Source organism: Rathayibacter sp. AY1D1 (assembly GCF_002932635.1).
Lineage (GTDB): Bacteria > Actinomycetota > Actinomycetes > Actinomycetales > Microbacteriaceae > Rathayibacter.
This window is the reverse complement of record NZ_PSVY01000001.1, coordinates 183,323-196,165: the sequence shown is the minus strand read 5'-3', so window position 1 is coordinate 196,165 and position 12,843 is coordinate 183,323. Positions and strand designations below refer to the sequence as shown.

Here is a 12,843-nt window from a genome sequence, read left to right as displayed (position 1 = left end):
CGCCGCGCCCGCTACGAGAGGCCCGCGGCGGAGCGCAGGTCGTCGACCCGGTCGAGGCGCTCCCAGGTGAAGTCGGGGAGCTCCCGGCCGAAGTGGCCGTAAGCCGCGGTCTGCGCGTAGATCGGGCGGAGCAGGTCGAGTGCGTGGATGATCGCGGCCGGGCGCAGGTCGAAGACCGAGCGGATCGCCTCGGTGATCGTCTCGTCGGAGACGGTGCCGGTGCCGAAGGTCTCGACGTAGAGGCCGACCGGGGCCGCCTTGCCGATGGCGTAGGCGACCTGCACCTCCAGCCGCGAGGCGAGCCCCGCGGCGACCGCGTTCTTGGCGACCCACCGCATGGCGTAGGCGGCCGAGCGGTCCACCTTCGACGGGTCCTTGCCCGAGAACGCGCCGCCGCCGTGGCGGGACGCTCCGCCGTAGGTGTCGACGATGATCTTGCGGCCGGTGAGCCCGGCGTCGCCCTGAGGGCCGCCGATCTCGAAGCGGCCCGTCGGGTTGATCAGCAGGCGCACGGCGGAGGAGTCGAGGTCGACCGTCTCGAGGACGGGGCGGATGACGTGCGCCGCGATGTCCGCGTGGATCGTCTCGGTGCTGACGTGCTCGGCGTGCTGGGTGGACAGGACGACGGTGTCGATGGTGGACGGCGTCGTGCCGTCGTAGCCGATGGTGACCTGGGTCTTGCCGTCGGGTCGGAGGTAGTCGAGCTCGCCCGACTTGCGGACGGCGGCCAGGCGCTCGGCGAGGCGGTGCGAGAGCCAGCTCGGCAGCGGCATGTACTCGGGGGTCTCGTCGGTCGCGAAGCCGAACATCAGGCCCTGGTCGCCCGCGCCCTGGCGGTCGAAGGCGTCCTCGCCCGCCTCGGAGGAGCGGGCCTCGAGCGCCGTGTCGACGCCCGCCGCGATCTCGGGCGACTGCTGGCCGATCGAGACCGAGACGCCGCAGGAGCGGCCGTCGAAGCCCTTCTCCGAGGAGTCGTAGCCGATCTCGACGATCGTGTCGCGCACGATCTTGGGGATCTCGACGTAGCCGCTCGTGGAGACCTCGCCCGCGACGTGCACGAGCCCCGTCGTGACCAGCGTCTCGACGGCGACCCGGCTGTGCGGGTCCTCGCGGAGCAGGGCGTCGAGGATGCGGTCCGAGATCTGGTCGCAGATCTTGTCCGGGTGACCCTCGGTGACGGACTCGGAGGTGAACAGGCGGAGGGGACCGGAGGTCATGCTTCTCTTCTCGTCCCGGCTCGTGCGGACCGGGGTCGTTCGTACCGGGAGTGGCCTGGCGGGCGCGATGCCGGGCGGCAGGCGATCGGCGCCTGGGCGGGCGGACCGGCGGGGCTAGCGCACGACCGCGTCGAGGACGCGATCGGCCACCTCCGCCTTGCTGCCCGAGGCCTCACCAACTATATCGCCGGCCCGATCGAGGACCACGACGGCGTTGCTGTCGCTCTGGAAACCCTCGGCCCAGCCCACCCTGTTGAGGACGAGCAGGTCGCAGCCCTTCCGGGCGATCTTGGCGCGGCCGAGGGCGAGCATCGCGTCCCGGTCCGGCTCGGTCTCCGCGGCGAAGCCGACGACGATCTGCCCCTCCCGCCGGGAGGCGGAGATCTCGGCGAGGACGTCCGGGTTCTTGACGAGCTCGAGGACGAGACGGTCGCCCTGCTGCTCCTTCTTGATCTTCGCGTCGGCGACCGCGGCGGGCCGGTAGTCGGCGACGGCCGCGGCCATGATCACCACGTCCGCGCCGGGGGCCGCGGCGAGGGCGGCCTCGCGCAGCTCGAGCGCGGTGCCCACCGGGAGGACCGTGACGCCCTCCGGCGCCGGCACGTCGAGGTTCGCGGCGAGGAGGGTGACCTCCGCGCCCCGGGCCGCAGCGGCCAGCGCGAGCGCGACGCCCTGCCTGCCGCTGGAGCGGTTGCCGACGAAGCGCACCGGGTCGAGGGGCTCGCGGGTGCCGCCGGCGGTCACGAGGACGCGCACGCCCGCGAGGTCGCGGCGGGCGGAGGCTGAGCGGGCGTGGACGGCGAGGGCCTCCGCCACGATCGTCTCGGGCTCCTCCATGCGGCCGGGGCCCGAGTCGGCGCCGGTGAGGCGGCCGACCGCGGGTCCGACGACGTGCACGCCGCGGGAGCGGAGCACCGCCGTGTTCGCGACGGTGGCGGCGTTCGCCCACATCTCGGTGTGCATCGCGGGGGCGACCACGAGCGGGGCGGTGCTCGCGAGCACCGTGTTGCCGAGCAGGTCGTCGGCGAGGCCGGCGGCGAGTTTGGCGAGCGTGTGCGCCGTCGCGGGCGCGATCACGATGAGGTCGGCGGCCTGGCCGATGGCCACGTGCCGGACCTCGGCGACGCCCTCGTAGAGCTCGGTGTGCACCGGGTTCCGCGAGATGGCCTCGAGGGTGGGCTTCCCGACGAAGCGCAGCGCGGCCTCGGTCGCGACGACGTGCACGTCGTGCCCCGCGAGGACCAGCGCGCGGACGACTCCGACGGCCTTGTACGCGGCGATGCCGCCGGTGATGCCGACGACGACGTTGAGCCGTCGGCCGGCCTCGAGAGAGGAGCCCACCCGGAGGGGACTACTCGGCGAGGGGCTTGGCGACGAGCTTGTCCTCGTTGATCTCGTGCAGTGCGACCGAGAGGGGCTTGTCGTCGATGGTGGAGTCGACCAGCGGGCCGACGTTGTCGAACAGGCTGCCCTCGTGGAGGTCGGCGTAGTAGTCGTTGATCTGGCGGGCGCGCTTGGAGGCGAAGATCACCAGCGCGTACTTGGAGTCGACCTTCGAGAGGAGCTCGTCGATGGGCGGGTCGATGATGCCGAGGTTGTTGGCCATGGATGTCTCCTTGCAGGCGCATCAGCGCCGATCTGCGGCTCCGGAGCAACACGGCGCGCGGGCTCCGAGGGGCGTGTGCCCGGTGGGACCCGGGGCGTCGGCCCGGAGGTGGTCGGTGGCCCGGTGTCAGCGGCCCGGGTCAGCGGGCGCGCCGTCGGCACGAGGCGACATCAATTCTACGACCTCGCGGGCCGCTTCGGGCACGGTGCTGTTGACGACGGCGAAATCGAACTCGTCCTGCGCGGCCAGCTCCACCTTCGCGGTGGCCAGACGGCGCTCCTGCTCCTCCGCGCTCTCGGTGCCGCGGCCGACCAGCCGGCGGACCAGCTCGTCCCAGCTCGGCGGCAGGAGGAAGACCAGCCGCGCGTCCGGCATCCGCTCGCGCACCTGGCGGGCACCCTGGATGTCGATCTCGAGCATCACCTGCCGGCCCTGCTCCAGCGCGGCGTCGATGGGGCCGCGGGGCGTGCCGTAGCGGTGAGCGTTGTGGACGACGGCGTACTCGAGGAACTCCCCCGCCGCGACCATCCGGTCGAACTCGGCGTCGTCGACGAAGTAGTAGCTGACGCCGTCCACCTCGCCCGGACGCGGGGCCCGGGTGGTGGCCGAGACCGAGAGCAGGACGTCCGGGTAGTTCTCGCGGATGTAGGTCGACACGGTGCCCTTGCCGACCGCGGTCGGACCGGCGAGGACGAGCAGGCGGTTGCGGCCGGGGCGGCGCTGCCGCGACTCCCGCTCCTCGAGGAACGACGCCAGGCCCTCGACCTGGCGCCGGCCGAGCCCGCCGAGGCGCTTCGACTCGGCGATCCGCAGCTGGTCCATCACCCGGGGCGTCTTCACCACGCCGAGTGCGGGCACGGCGCGGAGCAGCTCGCTGACGCGCATCCGCCCCTCGACTCCGAGCGGCTCGGCCTGGGCCGCCGCGAGCACGGCGGTCGCGGGGCGGCGTCCGGCGGCGACGGCCTTCTTGACGGCGGCGCGGGCACGGCGCGCCGCGATCGCGGCCTCGGAGGCGGCGCGCCGGTCGACCTCGGGCGGCGAGGGACGGCGCACGGCCTCCGGGCGCGAGGAGGCGCCGGGATCGGGGCTGACGGTTTCAGCGGACAAGGGTCTCCTGGATGTCGGTCGCGCGGCGGGTGATCTCGGCCGCGATCCCCGAGGGGCCGGCGCCGAGCACGCTGCGCGACTCGCTGACGATGGTGGCGGCGCTCAGCGCGCCGAACAGCCGCTGCGCGTCCGCGACGGCTGCGCCCTGGTGGCCGAAGCCGGGCGCGAGCACCGGAAGTGCGGGGTGCAGCGGCTCGTCGATGCCGATGCCGAAGTCGCCCAGGGCGACAGTGGCGCCGAGCACCACGCCGACCGAGCCGATCGACGCGCGAGCGTGAGCGTCGTTCCAGGATGCCACGTCCGCCACGACCGCGCGTGCCACGGTGGATCCCGCCCGGCCGCCGTCCTGCACGAGGGCGCGCTGCACGGGGCGGGCCTCGGGGTTGGAGGTGGCTGCGAGGACGAACACGCCCTTGCCCGCCTCCTCGGCGAGGGTCAGCATCCCCTCGAGGGAGCCGAGCCCCTGGTAGGCCGCCGCGGTCATGGCGTCCGCCTCGAGCGGCGAGCCGGGCCGGAGCCACGCCTCGGCGTAGGCGGTGACGCTCGTGCCGATGTCGCCGCGCTTGACGTCGGCGATCACCAGCAGTCCGGCCTCGCGGGCGTCGGCGAGCACGCGCTCGAGCGCGGCGTAGCCCGCCGAGCCGTGCCGCTCGAAGAACGCGATCTGCGGCTTCACCACGCCCGCACGGCCGGCCGCCGCCTCGACGACCGTTCGGCCGAAGCTCTCGAGCCCGGCCGCGTCGTCGGCGAGGCCCCACGCGTCGAGCAGGTACGCGTGCGGGTCGATCCCGACGCAGAGCCGGCCGTGCGCGGCGAACGCCGCCTCGAGGCGCGAGCCGAAGGAGGCGGTGCCCGCCGCGCCGCCGCTCACGCGGTGCGCTCCGCGCGGCGCAGGGCGTAGTCCTGCAGGCTCGTCACCTCGAAGGGCTCGTTCGCCGCGTCGAGCGAGGCGACCGCCGCCGCGAGCTGGGCGATCGTGGTGAACAGCGGCTTGTCCGCGGCGACCGCGGCGGCGCGGATCTCGTAGCCGTCGGCGCGGGTCGCTCCTCCGCTGGGCGTGTTGATCACCACGTCGACCTCGTCGCGGGCGATCAGCTCGACGATGGAGGGCGCGTCGCCCTCGGCGGTCTCGCTGTACTTGCGGACCACGCGGGCCTGGATCCCGTTGCGATTCAGCACCTCGGCCGTGCCCTCGGTCGCGAGGATGTCGAAGCCGAGCTGACGCAGGCGCAGCGCGGGCAGGACGATCGAGCGCTTGTCGCGGTCGGCGACCGAGATGAAGACGGTCCCGCTCGCCGGCATGCCGCCGTACGCGGCGTCCTGGCTCTTCGCGAAGGCGCGCGGGAAGTCGCGGTCGATCCCCATGACCTCGCCGGTGGAGCGCATCTCGGGCCCGAGCAGCGAGTCGACGATCTGGCCCTCCTTGGTGCGGAAGCGCTTGAACGGCAGGACCGCCTCCTTCACCGCGATGGGAGAGTCCATCGGGACGTCGGAGCCGTCGCGCTCGGGCAGCAGGCCCTCGGCCTTCAGCGCGGCGATGGTCTCGCCCACCATCAGGCGCGACGCGGCCTTCGCGAGCGGGATGCCCAGCGCCTTCGACACGAACGGCACGGTGCGCGAGGCCCGGGGGTTCGCCTCGAGCACGTAGAGCACGCCCTGGCCGATCGCGAACTGGACGTTCAGCAGTCCTCGGACGCCGACGCCCTGCGCGATCGCGAGGGTCGCCTCCCGCACCTGGTCGATCTGGCGGCGGCCGAGCGTCACCGGCGGGAGCGTGCACGCCGAGTCGCCGGAGTGGATGCCGGCCTCCTCGATGTGCTCCATCACTCCTCCGATGTAGAGCTGCTCGCCGTCGAAGAGCGCGTCGACGTCGATCTCGATCGCGTCGTCGAGGAAGCGGTCCACCAGCAGCGGGTGCGCCTCGTCGATGATCCCCTCGCCGGCCATCCGCTCGAAGTAGTCCTCGAGCTGGGGCGTGCCGTAGACGATCTCCATGCCGCGCCCGCCGAGGACGAACGACGGACGGACGAGGACCGGGTAGCCGATCTCCACCGCGACCTCGCGGGCGCCGTCGAGGTCGGTCGCGGTGCCGTTGCGCGGAGCGAGAAGTCCCGCCTCGTCGAGGATCCGCGAGAACGCGCCGCGCTCCTCCGCGAGGTAGATGTTCGCGGGGGTGGTGCCGAGGATGGGCACGCCGGCCGCCTCGAGGCCCGCGGCGAGCCCGAGCGCCGTCTGGCCGCCCAGCTGCACGACGACGCCGACGAGCTCGCCGGACTGCGACTCCGCGTGGATGACCTCGAGCACGTCCTCGAGAGTCAGCGGCTCGAAGTAGAGGCGGTCCGAGGTGTCGTAGTCGGTCGAGACCGTCTCGGGGTTGCAGTTGATCATGATCGTCTCGAAGCCCGCGTCCGAGAGCGCGAACGAGGCGTGCACGCAGGAGTAGTCGAACTCGACCCCCTGGCCGATGCGGTTGGGGCCGGAGCCCAGGATGACGACCTTGCGGCGGTCGGCGGCGACGACCTCCGTCTCCTCGTCGTACGAGGAGTAGTGGTACGGCGTGAGCGCCGGGAACTCGCCCGCGCAGGTATCGACGGTCTTGTAGACCGGGCGCACGTCCAGCGCGTAGCGGGTGCGGCGGACCTCCGCCTCGTCGAGCCCGCGGAGCTCGGCGATCTGCGCGTCCGAGAAGCCGTGGTCCTTCGCCAGGCGGAGGAGTCCGGCGTCGAGGCCGTCGTGCTCGCGCACCAGGTCGGCGATCTCGTTGATCAGCACGATCTGGTCGAGGAACCAGGGGTCGATCTTCGTGGACTCGAACGCCTGCTCGACCGTGGCTCCCAGGCGCAGCGCCTGCTGCACGGTGACGATGCGGCCGTCGGTCGGGGTCCTCGCGATCTCGAGGAGCTCCTCGACCGAGCGCTCCTGCGCGCCCCAGTGGAACGACGAGCCGCGCTTCTCGAGCGAGCGGAGCGCCTTCTGCAGCGCCTGCGCGTAGTTGCGGCCGATCGCCATCGCCTCGCCCACCGACTTCATGGTCGTGGTCAGCGTCTTGTCGGCGGCCGGGAACTTCTCGAACGCGAACCGCGGGACCTTCACGACCACGTAGTCCAGCGTCGGCTCGAAGCTCGCCGGCGTCACCTTGGTGATGTCGTTCGGGATCTCGTCCAGGCGGTAGCCGATGGCGAGCTTCGCGGCGATCTTGGCGATCGGGAAGCCGGTCGCCTTAGAGGCGAGGGCGGAGGAGCGGGAGACGCGCGGGTTCATCTCGATCACGATGATCCGGCCGTCCGCCGGGTCGATCGCGAACTGGATGTTGCAGCCGCCGGTGTCCACGCCCACGTCGCGGATGATCCGGATGCCGATGTCGCGCAGCTTCTGGTACTCGCGGTCGGTGAGGGTCAGCGCCGGTGCGACGGTGATCGAGTCGCCCGTGTGCACGCCGACGGGGTCGACGTTCTCGATCGAGCAGACGACGACCGTGTTGTCGGCCGTGTCGCGCATGAGCTCGAGCTCGTACTCCTTCCAGCCGAGGATCGACTCCTCCAGGAGCACCTCGGTGGTGGGGCTCTGGTGCAGGCCGTCGCCGACCATCCGCACCAGCTCCTCGCGGGTGTAGGCGAAGCCGGAGCCCAGGCCGCCCATGGTGAACGACGGGCGGATGACGAGGGGATAGCCCAGGTCCTCGGCGTACTCGATCGCCTCGTCGACGGTGTGCGCGATGTAGGACTTCGCGACGTCGGCGCCCGCGTCCAGCACCAGCTGCTTGAAGATCTGCCGGTCCTCGCCGCGGTTGATCGCCTCGAAGCTCGCGCCGATGAGCTCGACGCCGTACTTCTCGAGGATCCCGAGGTCGTGCAGCTGGATGGCCGCGTTCAGGGCCGTCTGCCCGCCGAGGGTCGGCAGGATCGCGTCCGGCTTCTCCTTGGCGATGATCGCCTCGATCGCCTTGGGCGTGATCGGCTCCACGTAGGTGGCGTCGGCGAAGTCGGGATCGGTCATGATCGTCGCCGGGTTGGAGTTGACGAGGATCACGCGCACCCCCTCGGCGCGCAGCACGCGGCAGGCCTGGGTGCCGGAGTAGTCGAACTCGACGGCCTGTCCGATGACGATCGGGCCGGAGCCGATGACCAGGACGCTCTGGATGTCTTCCCTGCGCGGCATTACTTCTGCTCTCCGATGCTGCTGGTCGTGGGGATGTCGGTGGGCTCCGAGGCCCCGCGCCCGGCCGTGCGCTGCACGACCATCTCGCGGAAGCGGTCGAAGAGGTGGTTGGAGTCGTGCGGGCCGGCCGCCGCCTCCGGGTGGTACTGCACCGAGAAGGCGGGGATGTCGAGGCAGCGCAGGCCCTCCACGACCGAGTCGTTGAGGGAGTAGTGGCTGACCTCGACGCGGCCGAAGCCCTCGGGCGAGTCCAGCTCGCCCTCGATCGGCGCGTCCACGGCGAACCCGTGGTTCTGCGAGGTGATCTCCACGCGGCCGGTGAGCTTGTCGAGCACGGGCTGGTTGATCCCGCGGTGGCCGAACGGGAGCTTGTAGGTGCCGAAGCCGAGAGCGCGCCCCAGCAGCTGGTTGCCGAAGCAGATGCCGAAGAACGGCAGGTCGGCGCGCAGGGTGGTGCGCAGCAGCTCGACGTGGCGGTCCGAGGCCTCGGGGTCGCCGGGGCCGTTGGAGAAGAAGAGCGCGGACGGGTCGAGCGCGAGCACCTGCTCGGCGGTCACCGACTCGGGCAGCACGTGGACGTCGAAGCCGCGCTCCGCGAGGTAGTTGACCGTCGAGGTCTTCACCCCCAGGTCGATGACCGCGACCGAGCCGACGCGCTCGCCGCGGGCGGGCACCGTGTACTGCTCGTCGGTCGAGACCGAGGAGGAGAGGTTGAGCCCCTGCATCTGCCGGCCGCCGAGGACCAGCGCGAGCTGCTCCTCCTCGGGGAGGGCGAGGTCCTCGCCGGAGAACACGCCGGCGCGCATCGAGCCGGCCGAGCGGATGTGGCGGGTGATCGCCCGGGTGTCGACGCCGGAGATCCCGACGATGCCGTCGGTCTCCAGGTCGTCGCCGAGGGAGCGCTGCGCGCGGAAGTTGGAGACGACGCGGGAGGGGTCGCGGACGACGTAGCCGGCGACCCAGATGCGGCGCGACTCCATGTCCTCGTCGTTGGTCCCGGTGTTGCCGATGTGGGGCGCGGTCTGCACGACGATCTGGCCGGCGTAGCTCGGGTCGGTCAGCGTCTCCTGGTAGCCGGTCATGCCGGTGGCGAAGACGATCTCGCCCAGGGTGCGGCCTCGGGCGCCGTAGGCCTGTCCCCGGAATCGTCGTCCGTCCTCGAGGACGAGGACGGCGGTGGGTTCGGTGCTGAGGCGTGTCGTTGGCACGGACTAGGAGCCCTTCTGGGTCGTGTCGGGGCCGCCGTCGGCGGCTCCGGGGTGGGAGGGGGAGGAACGGGGGCCGGCGAGGCGCTGCAGCTCGGCGACCAGGTGCGCCCGGAGGGCGGGCTCGGCCACGCGGAGGTAGCTGTCGACGGTCTCGTCGCCGCGGGGCGACCAGGAGATCACGAGCAGGCCGCCCTCCTCGACGACGCGGTCGATCACGTAGCTGCCCTGGCCCGCTCCGCGCAGGAGGGAGGCCGGGATCACCGTCTCGCGCTCGCCGACGGGGGCGATCACGACGCCGCGCTCGTGGAGGCGCAGCACAGCGTTGCCGCGGAAGCCGAGCCCCGGCAGCACGACGCGCTCGAGCGGCTGCTCGAAGCGGGTCGTGGCCACGTACGGGAGGTCGACGCGCTCGACCTCGGCGCCCAGCGAGGACGCGGGCACGGGCTCCGGCGCGAGGACGGCCGAGCGGCGGCGCCGCGCGCGCCAGGAGAGCAGCATGCCGACGAAGACGAGGACGACGACCGCGGCGATGACGATCGTGATCGCGGCCCTATCCACGGGAGGCCTTCGCGGAGGCGGCGACGACCGCCGCGTCGACGAGCTCGCCGTCCAGCACGGTCGGGAAGCCCCGGTGGAGGGTGGCGACGACGCGGCCCGGCAGCTCGCGACCGAGGTACGGGGAGTTGCCGCTGCGGCCGCGCAGGTCCTCGACGGAGAAGCGGCGTCGCGCCTCCGGGTCGTAGAGCACGACGTTCGCGGCGGCCCCGACGGCGAGGCCGCGGTCGTAGCCGTCGAGCCGGCCGATGCGGGCGGGGGCGGAGGAGAGCACGCGCGCGACGTCGGACCAGCTCATCCGCCCGTCCTCGACGACGGCGGCGTGCACCACGCTCAGCGCGCTCTCGAGGCCGACCATGCCGAACGCCGCGGCGTCCCACTCGCAGTCCTTCGCCTCGACCGGGTGCGGCGCGTGGTCGGTGGCGACGATGTCGATGGTGCCGTCGGCGAGGGCCTCGCGGAGGGCGAGCACGTCCTCGTCGCGGCGCAGCGGCGGGTTCACCTTGAAGCGGGCGTCGTAGCTCGGCCCGTCCTGGCCGGCGACGGCCTGCTCGGTGAGGAGCAGGTGGTGGGGGGTGACCTCGGCGGTCACGTCGATCCCCCGGGCCTTCGCCCAGCGGATGACGTCGACCGAGCCCGCGGTCGAGACGTGGCAGACGTGCAGGCGGGAGCCCACGTGCTCAGCGAGGAGCACGTCGCGGGCGATGATCGCCTCCTCGGCCACGGCGGGCCAGCCCTGCAGGCCGAGGGCGCTGGAGACGGCGCCCTCGTTCATCTGCGCGCCGACGGTGAGCCGCGGCTCCTGCGCGTGCTGGGCGACGACTCCGTCGAACGCCTTGACGTACTCGAGAGCGCGGCGCATCAGCAGCGCGTCCGAGACGCACTTCCCGTCGTCCGAGAAGACCCGCACGGCCGCGCGGCTGCGGGCCATCGCGCCGAGCTCGGCGAGCGACTCCCCCGCCAGACCCACGGTCACCGCGCCGATCGGGCGGACCGTCGCGTAGCCGGCGTCCTCGCCCAGGCTCTGCACCTGCTCGACCACGCCCGCGGTGTCCTGCACCGGCGAGGTGTTCGCCATCGCGAAGACGGCGGTGAAGCCTCCGGCGGCCGCAGCTCGCGTGCCGGTGAGGATCGTCTCGCTCTGCTCGAACCCCGGCTCGCGCAGGTGGGTGTGCAGGTCGACCAGGCCGGGCAGCGCCAGCAGGCCGTCGGCGTCGATCACGCGGGCCCCGCGCGAGTCGAGGTCGGCGCCGATCTCGACGATCACGCCCCCGTCGATCAGCAGGTCGGCGGTCGACTCGTCGGCGAGCGTCGCTCCCGAGATCAGGATCCGCTCCGGCGCCGTGCTCTGAAGCGGCTGGGCAGTGCTCATCAGTGGACCTCCCGTTCGCCGGACAGCAGCAGGTAGAGCGCGGCCATCCGGACGGACACTCCGTTCGTGACCTGTTCGAGCACCGTGGAGCGGCTCGAATCGGCGGCCGCCGAGGAGATCTCGACGCCCCTGTTCATGGGTCCGGGGTGCATGACGATGGTATCGGGACCCAGCCGGGCGAGCCGCTCGTCGTCGAGGCCCCAGATCCGCGCGTACTCCCGGCCGTTGGGGAAGAACCCGCTCGACATCCGCTCGAGCTGGATGCGCAGGAGCATCACGACGTCGGGGAGCCCGGTGTCGATCGCCTCGTCCAGATCGAAGCGGATGGTCGCGGGCCAGTCGCGCGTGTCGACCGGCACGAGGGTCGGCGGTGCGACCAGGGTCACCTCGGCGCCCAGCGCCGTCAGCAGCCAGACGTTCGAGCGCGCCACCCGCGAGTGCAGGACGTCGCCCACGATCGTGACCGCGACGCCGTCGAGGCTCTTGCCGCGGGACGCGGAGGCGCCGTGCAGGCGCCGGCGGATGGTGAACGCGTCCAGGAGCGCCTGGGTCGGGTGCTCGTGGGTCCCGTCGCCGGCGTTGAGGATCGAGGCGTCGATCCAGCCGCTCGCCGCCAGAACCGCAGGGGCTCCGGAGGCGCTGTGGCGGATGACCACTCCGTCGGCGCCCATCGCGGCGAGCGTCTGCGCGGTGTCCTTCAGGCTCTCGCCCTTGGAGACGCTGGAGCCCTTCGCGCTGAAGTTGATGACGTCGGCCGAGAGCCGCTTCGCCGCCGCCTCGAACGAGATCCGCGTGCGGGTGGAGTCCTCGAAGAAGAGATTGACCACGGTCTTCCCGCGCAGGGTCGGCAGCTTCTTGACCTCGCGGTTCTGCACGTCCGCCATGTCCTCGGCGATGTCGAGGAGTGCGATCGCGCTCGCGCGGTCGAGGTCCCGGGTCGAGAGCAGGTGCTTCACGGAGCCGTCTCCTCGCCGGTGGCCTGCGACTCGATCGCGACCAGGTCCTCACCGTCCGTCTCGACGAGCCGGACGTTGATCCGCTCGCTCAGGCTGCTCGGCAGGTTCTTGCCGACGAAGTCCGCCCGGATCGGGAGCTCGCGGTGTCCGCGATCGACCAGCGCGGCCAGCCGCACGGCTCGCGGACGGCCGATGTCGCTGAGGGCGTCCAGGGCGGCGCGGATGGTGCGGCCCGAGAAGAGGACGTCGTCGACGAGGACCACGGTCCGGCCGTCGATGCTCGCGGGGACGGCGGTGCGCGCGGGGGTGCGGACCGGGTGCCGGGAGAGGTCGTCGCGGTACATCGTCACGTCGAGGGAGCCGGCGAAGACGGGGGGACCGTCCGGCTCGATCCGCGCGATCGTCTCGGCGATGCGCCTCGCGAGGGCGACGCCGCGCGTCGGGATGCCGAGGACGACCAGCGACTCGGGGCCGCGGTTCGACTCGAGGATCTCGTGGGCGATGCGCGTGAGCGCTCGCGTGATGTCAGCGCCGTTGAGCACGATTCGTGCCGTCACACCGACCTCCTTCCCCGCCTCACAGGACGGCTGTTAAAGGAAAAGCCGTGTCGAGTATAGGGGCCGTCGCGCGGCCCGCCGGACGGGCAGCCCGGGAACGACCTCGG

11 protein-coding genes are annotated in these 12,843 nt (G+C 72.4%); all 11 read right to left on the bottom strand.

Translation table 11 applies throughout. The features are described 5' to 3' along the window. Positions 1-11: 11 nt before the first annotated feature. Entirely contained in the window at positions 12-1,217 is a 1,206-nt protein-coding gene (metK, locus tag C5C56_RS00940) for a methionine adenosyltransferase (RefSeq protein WP_104318979.1), read from the bottom strand. Between the two features lie 114 nt (positions 1,218-1,331). Next, the gene (coaBC, locus tag C5C56_RS00935; RefSeq protein ID WP_104268621.1) at positions 1,332-2,558 is read right to left on the bottom strand and encodes a bifunctional phosphopantothenoylcysteine decarboxylase/phosphopantothenate--cysteine ligase CoaBC; all 1,227 of its coding nucleotides are present in this window, start codon (positions 2,556-2,558) and stop codon (positions 1,332-1,334) included. A 10-nt stretch (positions 2,559-2,568) separates the two neighbouring features. Next, on the bottom strand, positions 2,569-2,823 hold the full coding sequence (gene rpoZ, locus C5C56_RS00930; RefSeq protein WP_104221835.1) for a DNA-directed RNA polymerase subunit omega: 255 nt from the start codon (positions 2,821-2,823) through the stop codon (positions 2,569-2,571). Between the two features lie 126 nt (positions 2,824-2,949). Beyond that, positions 2,950-3,876 (bottom strand): guanylate kinase, encoded by a 927-nt coding sequence (gene gmk / locus C5C56_RS00925; RefSeq protein ID WP_104354723.1) that lies wholly within the window; start codon positions 3,874-3,876, stop codon positions 2,950-2,952. Positions 3,877-3,919: 43 nt separating this feature from the next. Beyond that, a complete protein-coding gene (pyrF, locus tag C5C56_RS00920) occupies positions 3,920-4,801 on the bottom strand; it encodes an orotidine-5'-phosphate decarboxylase (protein ID WP_104246781.1) in 882 nt (293 codons plus the stop codon). Then, a complete protein-coding gene (gene carB / locus C5C56_RS00915; RefSeq protein WP_104318978.1) occupies positions 4,798-8,088 on the bottom strand; it encodes a carbamoyl-phosphate synthase large subunit in 3,291 nt (1,096 codons plus the stop codon). The genes pyrF and carB overlap by 4 nt, the downstream gene beginning before the upstream one ends. Then, the gene (carA, locus tag C5C56_RS00910) at positions 8,088-9,296 is read right to left on the bottom strand and encodes a glutamine-hydrolyzing carbamoyl-phosphate synthase small subunit (RefSeq protein ID WP_104225321.1); all 1,209 of its coding nucleotides are present in this window, start codon (positions 9,294-9,296) and stop codon (positions 8,088-8,090) included. The genes carB and carA overlap by 1 nt, the downstream gene beginning before the upstream one ends. A gap of 3 nt (positions 9,297-9,299) precedes the next feature. Further along, a complete protein-coding gene (locus tag C5C56_RS00905) occupies positions 9,300-9,854 on the bottom strand; it encodes a hypothetical protein (protein WP_104318977.1) in 555 nt (184 codons plus the stop codon). Next, positions 9,847-11,223: a dihydroorotase gene (locus C5C56_RS00900; RefSeq protein ID WP_104224748.1), complete on the bottom strand. Its 1,377-nt coding sequence runs from the start codon at positions 11,221-11,223 to the stop codon at positions 9,847-9,849. The genes C5C56_RS00905 and C5C56_RS00900 overlap by 8 nt, the downstream gene beginning before the upstream one ends. Beyond that, complete coding sequence (locus C5C56_RS00895; protein ID WP_104224749.1) at positions 11,223-12,179, bottom strand: aspartate carbamoyltransferase catalytic subunit; 957 nt, start codon at positions 12,177-12,179, stop codon at positions 11,223-11,225. Before C5C56_RS00895 ends, C5C56_RS00900 begins: the two co-directional genes overlap by 1 nt. Next, positions 12,176-12,736, bottom strand: coding sequence for a bifunctional pyr operon transcriptional regulator/uracil phosphoribosyltransferase PyrR (pyrR, locus tag C5C56_RS00890; protein WP_104224750.1), 561 nt, complete (start codon positions 12,734-12,736; stop codon positions 12,176-12,178). The genes C5C56_RS00895 and pyrR overlap by 4 nt, the downstream gene beginning before the upstream one ends. Positions 12,737-12,843: the final 107 nt, after the last annotated feature.

What these genes read in the sequence shown, in the direction of transcription:
- metK (WP_104318979.1), bottom strand. Translation starts at nt 1,217, where the DNA reads ATGACCTCCGGTCCCCTCCGCCTGTTCACCTCCGAGTCCGTCACCGAG.
- carB (WP_104318978.1), bottom strand. Translation starts at nt 8,088, where the DNA reads ATGCCGCGCAGGGAAGACATCCAGAGCGTCCTGGTCATCGGCTCCGGC.
- C5C56_RS00900 (WP_104224748.1), bottom strand. Translation starts at nt 11,223, where the DNA reads ATGAGCACTGCCCAGCCGCTTCAGAGCACGGCGCCGGAGCGGATCCTG.
- rpoZ (WP_104221835.1), bottom strand. Translation starts at nt 2,823, where the DNA reads ATGGCCAACAACCTCGGCATCATCGACCCGCCCATCGACGAGCTCCTC.